The 20,507-nt window shown below is 68.7% G+C and carries 16 protein-coding genes; 7 read left to right on the top strand and 9 right to left on the bottom strand.

Going from position 1 to position 20,507, the window contains the following annotated elements; translation table 11 throughout:
* Positions 1-31: 31 nt before the first annotated feature.
* The 4 genes from ASF87_RS08525 (at position 32) to ASF87_RS08510 (ending at position 4,234) form a co-directional block, all read left to right on the top strand.
* Positions 32-1,828: an ABC transporter ATP-binding protein gene (locus ASF87_RS08525; RefSeq protein ID WP_056375493.1), complete on the top strand. Its 1,797-nt coding sequence runs from the start codon at positions 32-34 to the stop codon at positions 1,826-1,828.
* A complete protein-coding gene (locus ASF87_RS08520; RefSeq protein ID WP_056375492.1) occupies positions 1,825-2,643 on the top strand; it encodes an energy-coupling factor transporter transmembrane component T in 819 nt (272 codons plus the stop codon). Before ASF87_RS08525 ends, ASF87_RS08520 begins: the two co-directional genes overlap by 4 nt.
* A gap of 11 nt (positions 2,644-2,654) precedes the next feature.
* Positions 2,655-3,530 carry a siderophore-interacting protein gene (locus ASF87_RS08515; protein WP_056375491.1) on the top strand — a complete coding sequence of 292 codons (876 nt, stop codon included), beginning with the start codon at positions 2,655-2,657 and terminating at the stop codon, positions 3,528-3,530.
* 128 nt (positions 3,531-3,658) lie between these two features.
* Positions 3,659-4,234 carry an ECF transporter S component gene (locus ASF87_RS08510; RefSeq protein WP_056375490.1) on the top strand — a complete coding sequence of 192 codons (576 nt, stop codon included), beginning with the start codon at positions 3,659-3,661 and terminating at the stop codon, positions 4,232-4,234.
* Between the two features lie 223 nt (positions 4,235-4,457).
* Here ASF87_RS08510 and ASF87_RS08505 read toward each other — a convergent pair whose 3' ends face one another.
* Positions 4,458-5,621: an acyl-CoA dehydrogenase family protein gene (locus ASF87_RS08505; protein ID WP_056375489.1), complete on the bottom strand. Its 1,164-nt coding sequence runs from the start codon at positions 5,619-5,621 to the stop codon at positions 4,458-4,460.
* Positions 5,622-5,784: 163 nt separating this feature from the next.
* Positions 5,785-6,720, bottom strand: coding sequence for a M15 family metallopeptidase (locus ASF87_RS08500; RefSeq protein ID WP_056375488.1), 936 nt, complete (start codon positions 6,718-6,720; stop codon positions 5,785-5,787).
* Positions 6,721-6,803: 83 nt separating this feature from the next.
* Between ASF87_RS08500 and ASF87_RS08495 the strand changes: the two genes are divergently transcribed.
* Positions 6,804-7,865, top strand: a complete 1,062-nt coding sequence (locus ASF87_RS08495; protein WP_056375487.1) for an Rv2578c family radical SAM protein — start codon at positions 6,804-6,806, stop codon at positions 7,863-7,865.
* A 52-nt stretch (positions 7,866-7,917) separates the two neighbouring features.
* A complete protein-coding gene (locus ASF87_RS08490) occupies positions 7,918-8,457 on the top strand; it encodes a YaeQ family protein (RefSeq protein ID WP_056375486.1) in 540 nt (179 codons plus the stop codon).
* Positions 8,458-8,830: 373 nt separating this feature from the next.
* On the opposite strand, the gene ASF87_RS08485 is transcribed toward ASF87_RS08490, so the two are convergent.
* Complete coding sequence (locus tag ASF87_RS08485) at positions 8,831-11,116, bottom strand: DEAD/DEAH box helicase (RefSeq protein WP_056376423.1); 2,286 nt, start codon at positions 11,114-11,116, stop codon at positions 8,831-8,833.
* A 293-nt stretch (positions 11,117-11,409) separates the two neighbouring features.
* Here ASF87_RS08485 and ASF87_RS08480 point away from each other — a divergent pair, with 293 nt between their 5' ends.
* On the top strand, positions 11,410-12,306 hold the full coding sequence (locus tag ASF87_RS08480; RefSeq protein ID WP_056375485.1) for an aldose 1-epimerase family protein: 897 nt from the start codon (positions 11,410-11,412) through the stop codon (positions 12,304-12,306).
* Between the two features lie 121 nt (positions 12,307-12,427).
* On the opposite strand, the gene ASF87_RS08475 is transcribed toward ASF87_RS08480, so the two are convergent.
* From ASF87_RS08475 to ASF87_RS08450, 6 genes are all read right to left on the bottom strand, one after another.
* On the bottom strand, positions 12,428-15,649 hold the full coding sequence (locus ASF87_RS08475) for an efflux RND transporter permease subunit (protein ID WP_056375484.1): 3,222 nt from the start codon (positions 15,647-15,649) through the stop codon (positions 12,428-12,430).
* A gap of 21 nt (positions 15,650-15,670) precedes the next feature.
* Entirely contained in the window at positions 15,671-16,261 is a 591-nt protein-coding gene (locus ASF87_RS08470; RefSeq protein WP_056375483.1) for a TetR/AcrR family transcriptional regulator, read from the bottom strand.
* 117 nt (positions 16,262-16,378) lie between these two features.
* Positions 16,379-17,548 carry a Gfo/Idh/MocA family protein gene (locus ASF87_RS08465; protein WP_042537964.1) on the bottom strand — a complete coding sequence of 390 codons (1,170 nt, stop codon included), beginning with the start codon at positions 17,546-17,548 and terminating at the stop codon, positions 16,379-16,381.
* Between the two features lie 43 nt (positions 17,549-17,591).
* On the bottom strand, positions 17,592-18,656 hold the full coding sequence (locus ASF87_RS08460) for a LacI family DNA-binding transcriptional regulator (RefSeq protein ID WP_056375482.1): 1,065 nt from the start codon (positions 18,654-18,656) through the stop codon (positions 17,592-17,594).
* Positions 18,657-18,659: 3 nt separating this feature from the next.
* A complete protein-coding gene (locus tag ASF87_RS08455; protein ID WP_197065957.1) occupies positions 18,660-19,553 on the bottom strand; it encodes a carbohydrate ABC transporter permease in 894 nt (297 codons plus the stop codon).
* The gene (locus ASF87_RS08450) at positions 19,546-20,505 is read right to left on the bottom strand and encodes a carbohydrate ABC transporter permease (RefSeq protein WP_056375481.1); all 960 of its coding nucleotides are present in this window, start codon (positions 20,503-20,505) and stop codon (positions 19,546-19,548) included. Before ASF87_RS08450 ends, ASF87_RS08455 begins: the two co-directional genes overlap by 8 nt.
* Between the last annotated feature and the right edge of the window lie 2 nt (positions 20,506-20,507).

Raw genomic sequence — 20,507 nt, 5'->3', positions numbered from 1 at the left:
GGTACCGATCCGCCGAAACCGGGGTTATGCCGTGCGCTCATCCGCGCCCCTTCTCAGCGTGCGTGACCTCTCGATCACCCACGCCGGTGCGGTGCGCCCCTCGCCCCACGACGTCACGTTCGACATCGGCACCGGTGAGGTCGTGCTGCTCCTCGGCCCCTCCGGTTCGGGCAAGTCGACGCTCACGCTCGCACTCAACGGGCTCGTCCCGCATGCCGTGCCGGCGACCATGACGGGCGCGGTCGACGCCGGCGGCGTCAGCACGGTCGAAGCCGACACCGCGTCGTTGAGCACCCACGTCGCGATGGTCTTCCAAGACCCGGATGCGCAGATCGTCACCGGCACCGTCTATGACGAGGTCGCGTTCGGACCCGAGAATCTGCTGCTCCCCCTCGACGAGGTGCACGCCAGGACAGCGGACGCTCTCGGTCGCGTCGGCCTGTGGGAGCGACGGGACGAGAACCCCGACCGGCTGTCGGGCGGCGGGCGTCAGCGCCTCGCGATCGCGTGCGCACTGGCCATGGGGTCGCCCCTGATCGTGCTCGACGAGCCGACCGCGAACCTCGACCCGCAGGGCATCGACGATGTCTATGCCGCACTGACCGATGTGGTCGCCGCCGGCGATCGGGCCATCCTGCTCGTCGAGCACAACCTCGACGCGGCGATGGGCTTCGTCACCCGCACGATCGTGCTCGACCGTGCCGGACGCGTGGCGTTCGACGGCCCGGCGGCCGAGACCATCCGCACGCACGCCCCCGAGCTCATGGCCATGGGGGTCTGGTTGCCGGGTGCGACTCTGGCTGCACTGCGGATGCAGGATGCGGGGGCACACTTCGACGAACTCCCCCTCACCCCCTCCGAGCTCGCCGCGGCGCTGACCATGACGCGGGTGACGCGGGTGAACCACCTGCAGAGCCCGGGCGCGGCCTCGTCCGCCGCCTCCCGCCCGAACCGTCTGCAGGACCGAGGCACGGATGCAGGACCAGACGACGCTGTTTCGCCCGACGTTCGTGCCACGGTCCTGCAGACGGACGCAGGTCGCGGCTGGACGACCGAGACCGGCGACACCGCACCGATCATCAGCGCCCGCGGTCTCACCGTGCGCCGCCACCGCACCGAGATCCTGCACGGCATCGATCTCGACATCGAGCCGGGAACCCTCACCGCGATCATCGGCACCAACGGCGCAGGCAAGACCACCCTGCTGCAGGCGCTGGCCGGAGTCGTGCCGCCGCCGAAGCGCCAGGTGACGGTCGACGGCATCGACCCCGGCTCGGCGTCGCCGCGTGAGCTCGCGAGCCGCATCGGATTCGTGTTCCAGAATCCCGAGCACCAGTTCATCGCCCACACGGTGTTCGACGAGCTGGCACACGGGCTTCGGCTGCGGCACACCCCGGATGCCGAGACGCGCGAGCGCGTCGATGCCATGCTCGCCCGCTTCGGACTCGAAGCCAAAGCCGACGTGCACCCGTTCCTGCTGTCGGGCGGAGAGAAGCGACGCCTCTCGGTCGGCACCGCTCTCATCACCCGTCCGCAGGTGCTGGCGCTCGACGAGCCGACCTTCGGTCAGGATCGCGCGCGGGCCTCCGAGCTCCTCGCGCTGCTGCGCGATCTGCGCGCTGAGGGAACGACGATCGTCATCGTGACCCACGACCTCCAGCTCGTCGCCGAGCACACGTCGCACACCGTCATCCTCAAGGACGGTCGAGTGCACGCCGCCGATCGCACCGACGAGCTCTTCCGCGATGAGGCGCCGTTCGTCGAGGCGGGGCTCCGGCTCCCGGCGCTGCAGCGCGTGCTGGCCGAAGCGGGGCAGGCGATCGCATGAGCGCGCACGTCTTCGACCCGTACGCCGCCGTCTCGGCATCCTCTCCGCGCCAGTTCCTCTATGCGCTCAACCCGCTGGCGAAGGTCGCCGGAGTCGCCCCGGCCATGGTGCTGCTGATCTTCGTGCGCGACCTCGCCACACCCGCCGTCTTCCTGGTGCTGTCTCTCGCACTGATCGTCGCGGGTTCCCGCGTGACCTGGCACACGGCCGCGCTGCTGTTCGTCGCGCTGCCGATCGGCATGCTCGCGATCGGCGTCGGGTTCTCGCTGTGGGTCGATGCGTCGCTCGTCGACGACACCCGTGCCGCGCTGCAGATCGGCGAGTGGACGCTGTACCGAGGCGCTCTTGAGATCGGTTTCGCCACCGCCCTCCGACTCGGTGCGATCGTCGCCCTGGCCCTCGTCGGCGGCCTGACCACCACCGGCCCCGACCTCGTGCGCGCCAGCGTGCAGCAGCTGCGCGTGCCCTACCGGATCGGCTACACGGCCCTCGCCGCCTTCCGCTTCGTGCCGCGCTTCGGCCACGAGCTCGCGGTGATCCGTGCCGCGCATCGGGTGCGCGGTCATCACGGCGGCAGCGGTCCGTTCGCACGCATCGCCCGAGGCTGGGGCTACATCGTGCCGCTGCTCGCCGGAGCGATCCGCCACGCCGAGCGCGTCGCTCTCGCCATGGACTCCCGCGCCTTCGGCGCCCACCCGACACGCACCGAGCGTCATCTCGTGCCGTTCCGCACCCGCGACACCGTCTTCATCATCGCGTCGATCACCGCATCCGCCGCGATCTTCGTGCTCTTCTTCCCCTGGCAGCTGCCCTGAAAGGCGCCCGCATGGCATACAGCAAACTGGTCAAGCCCGAATCGTCCGAGCTCATCCACCTCAGCGTGCTGCGCACCCAGCGCCTCTCCGAGCACTGGATGAGAGTCACCCTCGGGGGAGGCGAGATCGAGAAGTTCCATCCGATGGGATTCGACCAGTGGTTCCGCCTGTTCCTGCCGATCGGCGGCGACGCGGGCCTCGACCGGGTGCCCGCGAAGGCGAACAAGATGTTCGGGTATCTCAAGTTCCTGCGCATCCCCGACGGCGAACGCCCCGTCATGCGCAACTACAGCGTGCGCGCACACCGACCGGCGACGACGGAGTCGGGCGCCGAGATCGACGTCGACTTCGTGCTGCACGGGTCTGCGGCCGACGGCACGGCCGGCCCCGCCTCGCGATGGGCGGAGACCTGTGCGCCCGGCGAGCACGTGCTGATCATCGACGAGGGACTGACGTTCAACCCGCAGCGCGGAACGGACCGCGTCGTGCTGATCGGCGACGAGACGGCGCTGCCGGCGATCGCCTCGATCTGCGCGTCGCTGCCCGCGCACGCCACGGGCACGGCGATCATCGAGGTGCCGTCCGAGGAGGACGCGCTCGACTTCCCGCATCCGGCCGGTGTCGACCTGGTCTGGCTCGTGCGCCCGCACGAGTTCGACCCCGGGTCTTTCGCTCTGGCTCGACTGCGCGAGCTGACGCTCCCCGACGCGCCGTTCCACGCCTACGCGGCGGGCGAGCAGTCGCTCGCATCCGGTGCGCGCAAGCACCTCGTGGGCGAGCGCGGCGTAGACAAGAACGACGTCAGCTTCTGCGGGTACTGGAAGATCGGCGCTGCGTCGCCGACGTCGAAGGCAGCCCGCGAAGCGGCAGCGGAGCCCCTCGCATGAGCGGCGCGGATGGCATGACCGGAGCGGATGGCATGCCCGGAGCGGATGCCGCGGGCTCGAACCCCTACGCGGATTCGGCCTCCCACGGTGGTGAGCGGTCAGAAACGCATCCGAAATCGCCTTCTGGGATGCAGAATCGACCACCCACCGGTGGCGGACGCTCGCGCTTCCGGTTCCCGACGGCGATCCTCCTGACATGTGCCGCGCTCGGTGTCGCCGGTGGAGCGCTGCTCGCGCCGGCGAACTGGATCTCGACGATCCTCTTCCCCGGTCTCCCCTTCGTCAGCGTCGGGCTCGCCGGACTCTGGCTGCTCCCCTCGGTCATCGCCCTGCGTCTGCTGCGCCGCCCTCTCGTCGGTCTGCTGGTGGGCCTGCTGGCCGGACTCGTCATCGTCCCGTTCTCGGGATACGGCTTCAGCAGCGTCGCCACCAACCTGTGGTGGGCGGCGTTCACCGAGCTGCCGTTCCTCTTCGTGCTCTGGCGCTACTGGGGAACCTGGTTGCACTACCTCGGCGCCGCGATCGTCGGCATCGTCTACCCGGTGCTCGCCTGGACGTCGTTCAACCTCGGCAGCTTCGAGCTGCCCCTGCAGGTCACGTTCTTCGCCGTGACCCTCGCCAGCTGCCTCGGGGCGACTGCCCTCGGCATCCTGATCGCCGACCGGCTGCGGAAGGCCGGCGTGGGAGCACGGCTGCCGCGCTGACCGGGGCAGGACCCGTCAGGTGCCTGTCGTCCGGACACAGCTTCGGATGCCGACTCGCGGCGAGCCGCGCTCCGGCATCCGGTTCCGGTGCGTCGCTCCTGCCCGCGGAATATGTGCGGAGCGAAGCCGATCCACTCGCCCACGAGCCGACTCGGGGTGGACCCGGCACCACGAGAAAGGGCCCCGGATGCCGACATCCGGGGCCCTTCGAATCTTCGATGCGTCAGCGCTTGCCGACGATCTGACGACCGACGAGGTCGCGCATGATCTCGTTCGTGCCGCCGTAGATGCGGTGCACGCGGGCATCGGTGAAGGCCCGGGCGATCGGGTACTCCATGATGTAGCCGTAGCCTCCGTGCAGCTGCACGCCCATGTCGAGCACCTCCCACTCGCGCTCGGTCGCCCAGAACTTGACCTTCGCGGCGTCCTCGGCGCTGAGCGTGCTGTTCTTGTAGGCGAGCAGTGCGCGATCGATGTACGCCCACATCGCGTCGGTGGTCGCCGCCATGTCGGCGAGCCGGAAACGGGTGTTCTGGAAGTCGGCGATGCGCTCGCCGAACGCCTCGCGGTCCTTCGTGTAGGCGACGGTCCAGTCGAGGGCGGCCTGAGCGGCCGCGGCCGCGGCGACGCCGATCGAGAGGCGCTCGAGCGGCAGGTTGAGCATCAGCTGGATGAAGCCCTGCCCCTCCTTGCCGCTGATGAGGTTCTCGTCGGGGATGAACACGTCGGTGAAGCTGAGCTCAGCCGTGTCCCAGCCGTGGAAGCCCATCTTGCTGAGCTTCTTGCCCTGGTCGAAGCCCTCCATGCCCTTCTCGACGAGCAGCAGGCTGAACGCGTCGGGACGGTTGCCCTCGCCGGTCTTGACGAAGGTCACGACGACGTCGGCCGTCGAGCCGGAGGAGATGAACGTCTTGGCGCCGTTGAGGATGTAGCCGCCGTCGACCTTCTTGGCGTTGGTCTTGATGCCGCGCAGGTCGGAGCCGGCGCCGGGGTCGGTCATGGCGAGCGCGCCCAGAACCTCGCCGGTGGCCATGCGGGGCAGCCACTTCTCCTTCTGCTCCTGCGTGCCCATGTGCACGAGGTACGGAACAGCCAGATCGTCCTGGATGCCGAAGGCGCCGGCCAGCGAACCCGCGCCGGAGGCGATGACCTCCTCCATCACGACCGTGCGGAATCGGTAGTCCTGCAGCATCCCGGCTCCGCCGAACTCCTCGGGCACGGACAGTCCGATCAGGCCCGCCTCGCCCGCCGCCAGCATGGTCGCCCGGTCGATCTCACCCGCGGCATCCCACCGCTCGATCGCCTCGTGGCTCACGTGGCGCTTGACGAAGTCCTTGACGAGGTCGCGGAATGCCTCGTGATCCTCTTCGTAGATGTCGCGTTCCATTGCGTCCTCCTGAACGTTCGTGCGTCTTTGCTCCGGCGATTCTATGCCGGGTCACCGACACCACGACAGCCCGTTGTGAGAATGCATCCCACAATCCGTGGGACTGGGTACCGCGATTGTCGGATGCCGCAATCGGGCCGATCCGGACATGCGCGAGACGCGGTCAGTGGGTGTAATCGGGAGCGGCGGGGAGCCCGAAGAACTCCTCCAGCGTGTGATATCCGCCCTGATGGTAGGCGGCCGCGAGCTCGCGTCCGAGGTAGCGCAGATGCCACGGCTCCGGCTTGTACCCGGTGATCCCCGAACCGATCTGCTCGTATCGGACGATGAAGCCGTATTCCCAGGCGTTCGCCGCGATCCACTCGCCCTGCACGGTCGCCCCGAACGACTCGATGGCTCCGCACGACGAGTCGCAGGCCACGAGATCGAGTGCGAGCCCGGTCTGATGCTCGCTGTGCCCGGCACGCGCCGACGAGGCATCCGCCCCCGCCTGGCCGCTGTTGCGCACATGCGATGCGTGGGTCGCGACCTGCAGGTCGTATGACCGGTAGCCGTTGTTCGCGCCGATGCGGCCCGCTCCCTCGGCGGCGGCGGCATCGGCCATCTCTCCGACTGCCGCGGCGACGTCTGTGCGGGCCTGCCCCGAGCGAGTCGTCATCTGCAGCGGAAGGTCGGCGAGGGACGAAGGCGCGAAAGAGAGCGGAGCGAGGGGACGCGCCTTATTCACGACCACCCAGACATGAGCGGGGTCGTCGAGCGCGATGCAGGGCGCGTTGCCTGCGACGACGGCGGCCCGGAAGCTCTCGCCGCCGCCGAAGCCGGCGATGATCGCCGAATCGTCGGCGACCGCTATCGCCTCGAGCACACTCGGCTCCGAACACGGATCGGCCGCGGTGGTCGCACCGACCTCGACCGCCGGCACCTCCTGCACCACCAGCGGCTCCGGCATCGCCATCTCCGCGGGCGCGGATGCGGCGATGGGCGCGCCCGCGACCGACAGCAGGACGCCGATCGCCGTCACCGCAAGACCGATGGGCAAGGCGGGTCCGCGGATCGGAGAGCGCTGTGCCGCATGCTGAGGCTGCGGCGGGAAGAACATGCTTCCATTGTCCCTTAAGTCCGATCGAACAGAAATCCCACCCCGGGTTGACGTTCCATCGTAAGTATGTTCGAATTATCGGCATGCGGTGGCAAGGGCAGAAACTCGGCGACGTCGATGACGCCGCCCTGCCCGGCCTCGAGGCGCGCACAGGGGTGCTCCGCACGGTGACCACTCCCGACTTCGCGGGCATGACGTTCCATGAGGTGCTGTCGAAGTCCGCGCTCAACCATGTTCCCGGCGCATCGCGCATGCCGTTCGCCTGGACCATCAACCCGTATCGCGGATGCAGTCATGCATGTGTGTACTGCTTCGCTCGGGGCACCCACGAGTACCTCGATCTCGATGGCGGCTCGGACTTCGACTCTCAGATCGTCGTGAAGGTGAACGTCGTCGAAGTGCTGGAGAGAGAGCTGCGCAAAGGCAGCTGGGAGCACGAGACCGTCGCTCTGGGGACGAACACCGACCCGTATCAGCGCGCCGAGGGCCGGTACAAGCTGATGCCGGGGATCATCGACGCCCTCGCCGCGTCGGGCACCCCGATGTCGATACTCACCAAGGGAACGCTGATCCGGCGAGACATCCCATTGCTGGTGAACGCGGCCCAGCGGGTGCCCGTCGACATCCAGATGTCGATCGCGATGTACGACGACGAGCTGCAGAAGGCGATCGAACCGGGCACCCCGACGACGCAGGCTCGGCTCGACACGGTGCGAGCGCTCCGGGATGCGGGCTTCAGGGTGACCGTGTTCCTGATGCCGATCATGCCCCACATGACGGACTCCGTCGAGGCGATCGACACAGCGCTGCGACGCATCAAGGAGGCGGGAGCGAATCGCGTCATCTATGGCGCTCTCCACCTGCGCGCCGGTGTGAAGCCCTGGTTCATGCAGTGGCTCGGCGAGTTCCGTCCCGACCTGGTCTCGTCGTACCGGGGGCTGTATCCGGGCGTCTCGGCCGAGGCACCCAAGGGCTATCGCCAATGGCTCGCCAAGCGGGCGCGGCCGCTCATCAGGCTGCACGGCCTCGACGGCCAGCACGAAGACGACTACCCGGTGCGCGGTATCCGGGGGTCCGCGCCGCACGGGCGCCCGGCGCCGGCGTTCACCCCGTCGCCTGCCCCTGCGCAGCCGATGCTGTTCTGAGGGAACAGGACGCGTCGGCGGCCAACGCCCCGGGCGCGTAAGCTCGGACGTTATGGCTATCGGCTCCACCATGCACACGTTCGAAGTCCAACTGGCCGACATGGATCGCGGTGTGTACGACGACTTCTCGCTGCGTGCGGCACGGCATCCGTCGGAGACCGATGCGTACATGCTCACCCGCGTGCTCGCTTACGGACTCGAGTTCGCAGAAGGCATCGCATTCGGCGGCGGGATCTCGCAGACCGACGAGCCGGCCGTCCTCGTCCGCGACCTCACCGGCCAGATCACGGCCTGGATCGAGATCGGAGCGCCCGATGCCGAGCGTCTGCACTACGGCAGCCGACTGGCAGAGCGCACCGTCGTCTACACGCATCGCGATCCCGCGAAGGTCATGGCCCCCTGGGCAGACAAGCGCATCCACCGCTCGGAGGACATCCGGGTCTTCAGCTTCGATGCGGGGTTCATCGACTCCGCCGCACCGCTCATCGAGCGCCGCAACACCATGACGCTCACCGTCACCGAGCAGGTGCTCTACCTCGACCTCAACGGCACGACGTTGACGACAGCGATCCACGAGCACGAGCTCGGCTGAGCGCAGGGCGGAGGACTGCGTTTCGGGCGGAGGACTGCGCTTCGGGCGGAGGATTCCGACCGATGAGTCCTCCCGAGGCGCAGATCTCCTCCCGAAGACGTCGCCCCCACGCGCCGAAGCAGATCACGCGCGCCAAGCAGATCACGCGCGCCGAAGCAGATCACGCGCGCCGAAGGAGACCACCCCTTCCGAAGCAGATCACACGCGCCGAAGGAGACCACCCCTTCCGAAGCAGATCACACGCGCCGAAGAGGGTGGGGCCCATGCCCCGTGCCGCCGATGTGGCGACGCACACAGCCCCGGCGAACCGGACGAACATGACGAAGGCCCCGCCCCCCGCGGATGCGGGGACAGGGCCTTCGTCGGCGGCGGATCAGGCCGTGAGGTCTGACGCGGTCGGCATGCGACCGGCGATCTCCTCGATCAGGTCGTCGTTCAGACGAGCGTTCTCGAACGGAGCGTCGATCTCGGCGCGCTGCAGCAGCTCGGTCATGCGACGCTGACGCTGACGCGTGATCAGCGTGACGACGCGGCCCGAGCGACCGGCGCGACCGGTGCGGCCCGAACGGTGCAGGTACGTCTTGTACTCGTCGGGTGCGTCAGCCTGGACGACCAGATCGATGTCGTCGACGTGGATGCCGCGGGCGGCGACGTCGGTGGCGACGAGCACGTTCACGCGGCCCGACGTCAGACGCTCGAGGTTGCGCGTGCGCTTGGCCTGGTTGAGGTCACCGTGCAGCGAGACCGCGGGGATGCCGGCGTCGTCGAACTGCTCGGCGAGCATGTCGGCATACGCACGGGTGCGGGCGAAGACGAGGGTCTTGCCCGCGCGGTCGACCAGCGACGTGAGGATGTCGGCCTTGTCGCGGTGCTCGATGACGAGCACGCGGTGCTCGATGGTGCTCGATTCCTGATCTTCACCTGCGACCTCGTAGACGGCCGGGTCGACGAGGAACTCGTCGACGAGGGCCGCGACCTCACGGTCGAGCGTGGCCGAGAAGAGGAGCTTCTGGCTGCCGTCGGCCGTGTGACGCAGGATGCGCTGCACGGGCTCGACGAATCCGAGCTCGCACATGTGGTCGGCCTCGTCGAGAACGGCGATCCGGCAGTCCGAGAGGTCGAGCTTGCCCTGGTTGATCAGGTCCTCGATGCGACCGGGTGTGCCGATGACGATGTCGACGCCCTTCTTCAGCGCGCCCACCTGGCGGCCCTGGGGCACACCACCGTAGATCTGCGTGGTGAAGAGGCCGACGCTGCGGGCGATCGGCTGGATCGTGCCGTCGATCTGCAGCGCGAGCTCGCGCGTCGGAGCGAGGATGATCGCGCGGGGCTTGCGGCCGAATTCGCGGCGCTTGCCCGCCTGCGACTGCAGCACACGCTCGACGAGCGGAGCACCGAACGCGATGGTCTTTCCCGAGCCGGTGCGACCGCGGGCGAGGACATCGCGACCCTTGAGCACTGCCGGGATGCTGGCCGCCTGGATCGGGAACGGCGTCGCCGCGCCCATGCCGGCGAGGGTCTCGACGATGTTGGATCCGAGACCGAGGTCGCCGAAGGTCACACCGTCGACCTCGACGGCCGCCGCGGACTTCGCCTCGAGGCGCTCGTGCACGACGTCGTCGGTCGGCTCGAACTTCTTGGCGGGGGCCGCACTCGATGTGGCGTTCCAGTCGTTGCGGCTGGGGCGCTCGTTGCGCGACGGCCGTCCGCGGGTGTCCGACGTCAGCGGGCGGGGACGATCGGTGCGGTACGCGCCACCGGTCGAGGGACGCGAACGCTCGTCGCGGCCACCCTCGATCGAACGCTGAGTGCGGTCACGGTCGAAGGCACGACGTGCACGGTCGGCGTCGTAGGAGCGCTCAGAACGCTCGGCACCGCCACGGTCATCACGACGCGGGCCTGCGCCACGGTCGTCGCGACGAGGACGGTCGTCACGGTCGAAGCGGGGACGCTCGGATGCTGCGCGGTCGAAGCGCGGACGCTCGGTGCGGTCGCCCGAGCGGGCAGGGCGGTCGTCACGGTTGAAGCGCTGTCCACCGCGATCGTCGCGGAAGCCACCGGAACGCTGGTCACGGCGGTCGTCGCGACCCGGACGTCCGCCGTCGCGGTGATCGCCATCGCGGAAGCCCTGGCGCTGCGTGCCGGCACCGCGGTCGTCACGGCGCGGACGCTCGTCACGATGGCCGCCGCGCTCATCACGGTACGTGCCGGGACCGGTCGGACGCTGTCCGCCGCGGTCATCGCGGCGCGGACGGTCGAAGCCCGCGGAGGAGCGGTCGTTGTAGCGCGGACGGTCGTCACGGCTGTGCGGTGCCTCACGGCGACCCGACTCGGCACGGTTGCGGATGCCGCGCGACTCGTCGCGACCCGCACGCTCCTGCGACGACCAGCGCTGCTTGGGTGCGGCGCCCTCTTCGGCCGGGCGGTAGCCGCGGTGGCCGACGCTGCGGCTGCCGGGACGACGGTCGTATCCGGCCGCGGGAGTGCGCCGCTCACCGGCATCCGCACGTCCACCGCGTGCATCACGCGAATCGCGGGTGTCGCGCGCGCCGTCACGGCCACCGTTGTGGCGGTCGTGGAACGACGTCTTGTTCGCGCCGTAACGCGGCTCGAAGTTGGCCGAGGGGCGTCCGCCGCGGGGCTTCTTGTTCTTGGGCATGAGGGTGTCCTTCTGAGTTCTCGCCACGAGAACGGCGCCGCGCACACGCGCGGTACCCTGCGCGCGGTGGGATGCGACCACGCGGGGTTTCCGGACTGTCAGCGGCCGGGGCCATTCATGTGATGGTTGATTAGCGTCGAGCGACGCTCACCATCGGCCCCTGGACTCACACTTCTTACACAAAAACGTCCGCGCACTGCGCGGGTGTCCGAAGCCGACGCATCAAGTGTAGCGGTCGCACCTGAAAGACTCCCCTGCCCCATGGCGGATGCGGGTCGCCATACGATTGCGGAGTGAACTCCGCATCCCCCACCGGCACACAGGTGCACCTCCAGCTCGGCGACGTCAGCGCTCAGATCGCGCAGGTCGGCGCCTCGCTCCGCTCCCTCCGCATCGGCGCTGTCGATCTGATCGCTCCGTATCCGCTCGACTCGCCCACCCCCTCCTGCTCCGGCGTGGTGCTCGCGCCCTGGCCGAACCGGGTCAGGGACGGACTCTGGAACGACGAGGGCACCGAGCGGCAGCTGGCGATCACCGAGCCGAAGTTCGGCAACGCGAGTCACGGCCTGCTGCGTTTCGCGGCCTACGACATCGCGGATTCCGCGTCGGCGACGACGCTGAGCGCGACGATCTTCCCGCAGACGGGCTACCCGTATCTGATCGAGACGAGTGTCACCTACGTGCTGCGCGCCGACGGGATCGACGTGACGCACGCGCTGACCAACCGCTCTGCCACCGAAGCACCGGTCGCGCTCGGCACGCACCCGTTCCTCACGATCGGCGACGTGGATCCCCATGACCTCGTGCTGCGGGTTCCGGCGCAGACTGCCATCGACACCGACGAGCGCATGCTGCCCGTGGGCACGCGCCCGGCCGAGGGGGCGCTTCGCGACGGCGTGCGCCTCGGCGACATCACTCTCGACACCGGGTTCACCGACCTCGAGCGCGACGCCGACGGACTCGTTCGTCACTCACTCACCGCACCCGACGGGCGTCGACTCACCCTCTGGCAGGGTGCGGCATTCGACGTCGTGCAGGTCTACACGACCGACAAGTATCCGGGGCAGTCCCTCGCCGTCGCGATCGAGCCCATGACCGCGCCGGCCGATGCACTGAACAGCGGAGTCGGCCTGCGCCGCCTGAATCCCGGTGAGACCTGGACCCTCGAATGGGGCATCACGCTCGACTGAACTCGACTGACCTCGACCGCCCCGGTTCACAACTCAGCAAGAAACGCGCCGATGCCCGCCCGGAAACGCTTCCGGGCGGGCATCGAGCTCAGTCGTGCTGAATCGTGGACGGCGGATGCGGCTACTCGCCGCGCTCGCGAAGCTCGCGCCGCGTCAGCTGGTTCGCGTGCGGCCACTCCGAGGACGGAGCGGCACCTCCGCTGGAGGCACCCGCGAGCGCCAGGCCATCGGCAGGCACGGGCCCGTCCGACGGCTCGGCATCCTTCGTCGGCGCAGACCCGTCGTCACCCGAACCCGCCTTACGGGCCCGGCGTCGCTCTTTCGCACCCTCCACGAGGTTGTAGAGCGTCGGCAGCACGATCAGCGTGAGCACGGTCGACGAGAGGAGTCCGCCGATCACCACGATCGCGAGCGGCTGCGAGATGAAGCCGCCATGACCCGTGATGCCGAGCGCCATCGGGGTCAGCGCGAGGATCGTCGCGAGCGCTGTCATGAGAATGGGTCGCAGACGCTTCTCGCCACCGGCCTTCACGGCATCGATGGTCGACAGCCCCTTCTCCCGGTACTGGTTCACGAGGTCGATGAGCACGATCGCGTTCGTCACCACGATGCCGATGAGCATCAGCACACCGATCAGCGACGCGACGCCGAGCGGCACGCCCGTCACGATCTGCAGCAGGATGGCGCCCGTCGCCGCGAACGGCACCGACACGAGCAGCAGCAGCGGCTGCCGCAGCGATTTGAAGGTCGCGACCATGACGACGTAGACGATCAGGATCGCGGCGAGCATCGCGAGTCCGAGCTGCGAGAACGAGTCGGCCTGCTGCGAGGCGACGCCGCCGACCTCGGCCGATGCACCGTCAGGCAGGTCGACCGCGGCGAGCGCCTCGGTGACCGACTGGGTCGCCACGGCGAGGTTGTCGGATGCCGGGGGCACCGTGATCGTGGCGGTGCGGCGTCCCTGCTCGGTGGTGATCGAGGTCGCTCCGTTGCGCTCCTCGACGGTGGCGATGTCCTGCAGCTGCACCACACCGGTCGCGCTCGGGACGGCCAGCTCGCGCAGGGCCTGCGCGGTGGTCGGCGGCTCGGACGCCGCGAGGTAGACCGTCAGCGCGGTGTCGTCGATCTCGACGGTTCCGACCTGCTCCGGGCGCATCGTGTTCGAGACGATCGATCCGACGGCCACTTCGGACAGTCCGCGCTGCGCCGCGGCGTCGCGGTCGACGACCACGGCGAGGTAGGGCAGCGCTGCGGCGAGGTTGTCGGTGACCTGTCCGATGCCGTCTCGACCGTCGAGCTCGTCGATGACGGCGGTCGTCGCGGTCTGCAGGTCTTCGGAGTCGGATGCCGAGACCGTGATCTCGATGTCGCTCGAGCCGAGTCCGGCAGACGCGGCGACCGACACCTCTCCGACGTCGGTGAGTCCCTCGATGGCATCCTGCACATCGGCGCGGAGCTTCTCCTGGTCGGCATCCGCGTCGGTGAGCACCGAGTAGGTCACGCCGGCTCCGCCGGAGAACGCGTCGCGCAGAGCGGATCCGCTCGAGCCGATCGAGGCCTGCACGTGGGTGATGCCGTCGATGTCGAGCAGCGCGTCCTCGACGGCGATCGCCGCCTCCGACTTGGTCTCGAGGCTCGCGGTCGGACCGAGGTCCTGCGTGACGGTCATGGTGTTCTGGCCCGAGTCGCTGAGGAAGTTGATCTTCATCAGCGGTGCGGCGGCGAGCGTCGCGCCGAGCACGACGACCGCGAGGATCACGGTCAGCCCGGAGTGCTTCAGCGTCCACCCGAGGATCGGGCGGTATGCCTTCTGGAGCCGCGTCGGCGGCGCATCGGGGTCTTCCGGGTCGATCTGCACGCCGTTCTCGTCGAGCAGCGGCTTTCCCGGGCGGAGGAACCAGTAGGCGAGCACCGGCACGATGGTCAGCGACACCAACAGTGAGGCGACCATCGCGATCGACACCGTCATGGCGAACGGTCGGAACAGCTCGCCGACCATGTCGCCGACGAACACGATCGGCAGGAACACGGCGACCGTGGTGATGGTCGACGAGGTGACGGCCATCGCCACCTCGCGCACGGCCAGCCGGATCGCGTCTCCCTTGTCGGCGTCGCCGACGTAGTGCCTCTTGATGTTCTCGATCACGACGATCGAGTCGTCGACCACGCGGCCGATCGCGATCGTGAGCGCGCCGAGGGTGAGGATGTTCAGCGAGTACCCGAACGCCTGCAGACCGATGAAGGTGATCAGCACGCTGGTCGGGATGGAGATCGCCGTGACCAGCGTCGAGCGGATCGACATCAGGAACACGAGGATGACGATCACGGCGAAGACGAGTCCGAGCAGGCCCTCTGTGGCGAGGGTCTCGATGGACTGCTGGATGAAGGGCGCCTGGTCGAAGATGATCGTGAACTTCGCGTCGGGGAACGCCTCTTCGAGCGTGTCGAGCGCGGCGATGACCCCCTGCGACACCTCGACGGTGTTCGCCGCCGGCAGCTTGGTGATCGAGATCGACAGGGCGTCCTTGCCGTCGACGCGCGAGATCGACGAGACGGGGTCGGTCTCCTGCACGACGGTGGCGACATCGCCGATCGTCTCGCTCGTGCCGACGAGCGGCAGCGCCGCCAGTTCATCGACAGACGTGATCTTCGCACCGGTCTGCACGGTGAGCGTCTGACCGTTCTCGGTGATGTCACCGCCGGGGAACAGCGTGCCGTTCTGCTGCAGCGCCGTGGTGATGGCCTGCGTGCTCTGACCGACCGCCGCGAGCTTCGCGACGTCGGGCGTGATCGTGATGCGCTGGCCGACGCCGCCGATGATCTCCGCGGCGTTGACGCCGTCGACGTCCTCGAGCTCGGGGATCGCGACGTTCTGGAGCTCCGCCTGCGCGTTCTCGGCATCCTCGAAGCCGGTCACGGCGACCTGGATCACCGGGAAGTCGTCGATCGACACCGTCAGCACCTGCGGGCTCACGTCTTCGGGAAGCTGACCCGAGATGCGGTTGATCGCCTGCTGGATCTTCTGCTCCGCCGTCGCGAGGTTCGTTCCGTAGGCGAACGTCGCCTGCACGATCGAGGCGTTCGTCGTGCTGGTGGCAGTGGTGCCTTCGAGGCCCGGAACACCCTGGATCGCCGACTCGATGGGCGTCGAGACGTCGTTCTCGACGACCTCGGGCGAGGCACCGGGGTAGGTCGTCATGACCATCAGGTTGGGCAGCTCGAGCGACGGGATGAGCTCCTGCTTGAGGTTCGTCAGAGCGAGCCCGCCGAACACGGCGGCGACGATCGTGATCAACGCGATCAGTGCGCGGTTCTTGAGGCTCAGGACGGCGAGGTTCGACAAGGCGGGTTCTCTCTCTGCTGATCAGGCGGATGCTGCGGCGGTGGATGCTGAGGTGGACGCCTGAGGAGTGAGGATCCCGGCGAGGGCGTCGCGGATGAGCTCTTCGTCGAGCGGCTCGTCGTGGATCTGAGAGTGCCAGAGTACGCCGTCGATGAAGACGGCTGCGGCCCTGGCCCTGTCCACTCCGTGAACGGGGGCGATGAAGCCGACGATCTCGTCGGACCAGAGCCGGGCGAACTGTCGGACGCGCGGGTCGTGCACGGCCGCGGTGACGACGGCACGGTCGGCCTGCACCGCACGCGCGTCGTCGAGCCCTCGGCGCACCAGGCGGGCGATCCCCTCGGGCGTCACTCCCTCGATGATCACGGCTCGCCGGGTCGCGTCGATGCGCGCCTCGATCTCGACGGCCAACGCCCCGATCGCCGCCTCGCGCAGGTCGTCGAGGGTGGCGAAGTACTGGGTCGTCGAGCCGAGTGGAACCCCGGCGCGCGCGGCGACCTTGCGGTGGGTGAGAGCGTCGACGCCGATCTCGACGATCAGCTCGGCGGCCGCGGTGACGATCTCGCGACGGCGCGCTTCAGGGTCGCGGCGGCGGCGCGTGCCATCGCTCATTCCGGACCCCCAGCGATCACCCCTGTACGGGCGTACATGTACTTTTGTACATTCTGCATTCCGAACCTGGGGGTTCGCTCAGGGCGCCGCTGGTGCGACAGCTGCCGCTCGCGCCGCCTACTCGACCTGGCCGCGCTCGAAGTAGGCGACGAGGTCTTCGTCCAGTTGAGGGACCGTGATCGCCGAGCCGTCGCCGCGCAGCGACTCGGTGGCGAGGATTCCGGCCGCCACCGCTTCGCGCGCGGCCACCGGCGAGGTCTCGGTGGCTCCTCCGTCGCGCACGAAGCGCAGGAACTCGGCGACGAGCAGCGCGTCCGCCCCGTCGTGCCCTGCACCCTCCGACTCGGGGACGAGGAACGTCTCGTCGGCGTCGGCCGCACCGCGGTGACGGCGGTTCCACAACCTGACCTCGCTGCCGGCGGTGTCGCCGACGTTCTCGATGCGCCCCTCGGTGCCGATCACCGTGTAGTTGCGCCAGTAGTCGGGTGTGAAGTGGCACTGCTGGTACGAGGCGAGGATGCCACCGGACAGCCGCATGTTGACCATCGAGATGTCCTCGACGTCGATCACCGGGTTGAGCCCGGTGAGCGACGTGGGCGGCCAGTTGTCGACGCTGAACCAGTCGGGCATGCGCTCGCCCGTGCGATCCCGCCGGTCGGTGATGTCGCCGTAGACGCTGAGCTCGCCCATCGCGGCGACCTGCTCGGTGTAGGCACCCGCCAGCCAGTGGATGATGTCGATGTCGTGCGCCCCCTTCTGCAGAAGAAGACCTGTGGTCCGGCGGCGGTCGGCGTGCCAGTCCTTGAAGTAGTAGTCGCCTCCGTGCCCGACGAAGTGGCGCACCCACACGGCCTTGACGTCACCGATCCGGCCGTCCTGGATGAGTCCGCGCATCAGCGTGATCACCGGCATGTGCCGCATGTTGTGGCCGATGTAGAGGCGGCTGCCCGTTCGGCGAGCGGTCTCGAGCATCGCGTCGGCGTCGGCGAGGTCGATCGCGAGCGGCTTCTCGCAGAACACCGCGACGCCCGCTTCGAGGGCCCGGATGCTGAGCGCCGCATGCGTGTCATCCGGCGTCAGCACCATCACAGCATCGACACCCGAGGTGAGCAGCTCGTCGAGCGAGTCGGTGATGAGAGCATCCGGAAGGAGGCGTCGAGCGTCGTCGCGGGCGCGCTCCGACGGGTCGCAGACCGCGGTGATGCGCGACCCCTGGCCGGGGCGGTGCACCTCCTCGCGCAGTGTGGCGCGCGCGCCGAAGCCGATGATTCCGATGGTGAGATCCACGGTGGTCCTTCTGGGAGTAGAGATGTGCGCGCAGACGGCGGCGTCAGCGCGAGTGAGAGGAGGGGGCGTCGAGGTCGGTCGACGCCCCGGGGAACAGCGACCAGGCGAACTCGTGCAGCTGCCCGGGAGAATCGTCTGCGGCGAGCGCGCGGTCGATGATGATGCGCGCCTGCCTGTCGTAGAAGTCGGTCGGGCCGACCGTGGTCAGCGTGGGGGCGACGAGCTGCGCGTCAGGGGTGTTGCCGACGCCGATCACGGCGACGTCGTGCGGCACGCGGAGCCCGAGCATGTGCGCCGCGTTGATCGCCGCGATGGCCGCGAAGTCGGTGGTCGCGTAGATCGCAGAAGGCCGGTCGTCCTTCGACAGCAGCTGCACGGCCGCCGCGAACGCGCTGGCCTGCCCCTCGGTGTATGTGACGGTCCAGTCCGGATCGACCTCGAGGCCGGCACCGGCCATCTTCTCGAGGTACGGCGTGTATCGGGTGACTTGCGTCGGCGCGAGGCGCACTGCGCCCTCGGCGGCGAGACACCCGATCGCCGTGTGCCGCTCGAGCAGGTGCTCCATCGCGAGCTCGCACCCCGGGATCGCATCCGACCGCACGACGTCGAAGCCCGCGGGTTCGAGGTGCTCCGAGAACACGACGAGCCGCTGCCCGCGCTGCACGAGGTCGGCGAGCTTGCGCTCGGCATCCTCGTCGATCCCGACGCCGTCGAGATAGGCGACGTCGCTCTCGACCCTGTCCAGGGCCGCATGCCAGTCGCCGTCGGCGAGGATGAGCGTCGTGAGACCGTGCCTGTTCGCCTCGGCGTTCACGGCGTCGGCCACCGCGAGCGACCACGGGTCACTCAGCATGTGCAGCGAGAGCTGCACCATGCCGCTGCGCCCGGTGCGGATCGTCCGCGCGGCGATGTTCGGTCGATAGTTGAGCTCGTCGGCCGCAGCGAGCACCCTGGCCGCGGTGGCCTCGGCGACGCCCGCCCCCGATGCCGCGCCAGAGCGCCCCGAGAACACGTACGACACCGTGGCCGTCGAGACGCCTGCGCGCTCTGCGACCATCTTCAGGGTCGGCCGCCGTGCGGTCGCCGACTGCTGCCTGCGCTCTGCCATGGGTCAGCCCTTCGATCCGCTGAAGGCGATGCCCTGGATGAACTGCCGCTGCAGGATCATGAAGGTGACCAGCATCGGCAGGGTCGCGAGCAGCGCTCCTGCCATCAGCACCGGGTAGTCGGTGCCGTGGATGCCGACGAGCTGCGAGAGCCCGACCGACAGCGGCATCTTGGCGGGGTCGGTCGTCACGATCAACGGCCAGAGCAGATCGTTCCAGGACCACAGCACAGTGAACACCACGAGAGCGATGATGCCAGGCTTCGCGAGCGGAACCATGATCCGCCAGAAGGTCTGCCACGGATTCGCTCCGTCGATGCGGGCCGCCTCCTCGAGTTCCGCGGGCATCGACATGAAGAACTGGCGCATCAGGAACGTGCCGAATGCACTGAAGATGCCGGGCACGATCAGCGCCTGCAGAGTGTTCAGCCACCCGAGCGCCTGGATGATCTCGTACTGCGGCAGCAGGTACAGCTGCGAGGGGACCATCAGCACCGACAGGAAGACCACGAACAGGGCGTTGCGGCCGGGGAAAGGGATGCGGGCGAAGGCATAGCCGGCCATCGTGCACAGCACGACCTGCCCGACCGTGCGCCCCACAGTGAGCAGCACCGAGTTGGCGAACATCTGCGCGAAGGGCATCGACTCGAAGACCTCGCCGAAGTTCGTGAACACCCACTCGCGCGGCAGCAGGCTCGGCGGCACCTGCACCGAGTCGGACAGCGTCTTGAACGAGGTCAGCAGCTGCCAGATGAACGGGAAGACCATGAGGATCGCGCCGACGAGGAGCACGACGTGGACGATCCAGAGCCCCCTGTTGCGAGGCTTTCCGGGACGGGCGGCCGAGCGACCGGTCGGAGCGCCGACGATGGCACGCGTGTCGAGCGAGACGTCACTCATAGTGCACCCACTTCTTCTGCAGACGGAACTGGACGACCGTGAGCACGAGGATGATCACGAGCAGCAGGAAGGCGATGGCGGCGGCGTACCCCCGGTCGTTGTCGAGGAACCCCGCTTCGTAGAACAGGTAGACGACCGTGCGGGTGTTGGGCATGGCCGGGTTGCTGCGGCCGAGCATCATGTAGATGAGGTCGAACACCTGCAGCGCGCCGATCACGCTGATGACACTGACGAAGAAGATCGACGGCGACAGCAGCGGGATGGTGATGGAGAAGAACTTGCGCACCGGTCCCGCACCGTCGAGGTCGGCCGCCTCCATGATCGTGTCGGGAATGCCCTGGAGGCCGGCGAGGAAGATGACGATGTTGGTGCCGAGACCCGCCCAGATGCCGACGACCGCGATGGCGACGAGGGCGGTGTTCGGGTCGGTGAGCCAGCTGCGACCCTCGATGCCGAGCCCGCCGAGAGCTGCGTTGAGCACGCCGTAGTCGCCGTTGTAGATCATGCGCCACACCAGCGCGATCGCGGCGGGCATCGTCACGACCGGGATGAAGTAGAGCGTGCGGTAGGCGCTGCGCCCCTTGAGCCCGGCTGTGTTGAGCAGTGCGGCGATACCCACGGCGAGCGGGATGCCGATGAGCGCGATGAACGTGTAGAGGGCGGTGTTGCGCAGGGCGCCGATCAGCTCGGGGTCCTGGAACAGGCGGGCGTAGTTCTCCATCCCCACCCATTCGGCGCCGCCGAAGGGGCCGGACTTCGTGAACGAGATGATGAGCGTGCGCACCGTCGGCCACAGGTAGAAGACGGCGATGCCGAGTGCGGTCGGCCCGAGGAAGACCAGAGCCCACCACGGTGAGGCACCGGGATTGCGTCGCCGGCGGCGGATGCCAGGGCTCGAGGCCTCCGGCATCCGCTCTGCCTGGGCGCGCGTGGGTGACGCGACGACGGTCATGT

Source organism: Microbacterium sp. Leaf161 (genome assembly GCF_001423645.1).
Lineage (GTDB): Bacteria > Actinomycetota > Actinomycetes > Actinomycetales > Microbacteriaceae > Microbacterium > Microbacterium forte.
Note: the sequence above shows the minus strand (reverse complement) of the source record. Positions and strands in the feature narration are given on the sequence as shown.

Excerpts from the sequence above, each read along its gene's own strand:
- ASF87_RS08450 (WP_056375481.1), bottom strand. The coding sequence starts at position 20,505 with ATGACCGTCGTCGCGTCACCCACGCGCGCCCAGGCAGAGCGGATGCCG.
- ASF87_RS08455 (WP_197065957.1), bottom strand. The coding sequence starts at position 19,553 with ATGAGTGACGTCTCGCTCGACACGCGTGCCATCGTCGGCGCTCCGACC.
- ASF87_RS08520 (WP_056375492.1), top strand. The coding sequence starts at position 1,825 with ATGAGCGCGCACGTCTTCGACCCGTACGCCGCCGTCTCGGCATCCTCT.
- ASF87_RS08485 (WP_056376423.1), bottom strand. The coding sequence starts at position 11,116 with ATGCCCAAGAACAAGAAGCCCCGCGGCGGACGCCCCTCGGCCAACTTC.
- ASF87_RS08510 (WP_056375490.1), top strand. The coding sequence starts at position 3,659 with ATGCAGAATCGACCACCCACCGGTGGCGGACGCTCGCGCTTCCGGTTC.
- ASF87_RS08515 (WP_056375491.1), top strand. The coding sequence starts at position 2,655 with ATGGCATACAGCAAACTGGTCAAGCCCGAATCGTCCGAGCTCATCCAC.
- ASF87_RS08470 (WP_056375483.1), bottom strand. The coding sequence starts at position 16,261 with ATGAGCGATGGCACGCGCCGCCGCCGCGACCCTGAAGCGCGCCGTCGC.
- ASF87_RS08495 (WP_056375487.1), top strand. The coding sequence starts at position 6,804 with ATGCGGTGGCAAGGGCAGAAACTCGGCGACGTCGATGACGCCGCCCTG.
- ASF87_RS08505 (WP_056375489.1), bottom strand. The coding sequence starts at position 5,621 with ATGGAACGCGACATCTACGAAGAGGATCACGAGGCATTCCGCGACCTC.
- ASF87_RS08500 (WP_056375488.1), bottom strand. The coding sequence starts at position 6,720 with ATGTTCTTCCCGCCGCAGCCTCAGCATGCGGCACAGCGCTCTCCGATC.
- ASF87_RS08490 (WP_056375486.1), top strand. The coding sequence starts at position 7,918 with ATGGCTATCGGCTCCACCATGCACACGTTCGAAGTCCAACTGGCCGAC.
- ASF87_RS08460 (WP_056375482.1), bottom strand. The coding sequence starts at position 18,656 with ATGGCAGAGCGCAGGCAGCAGTCGGCGACCGCACGGCGGCCGACCCTG.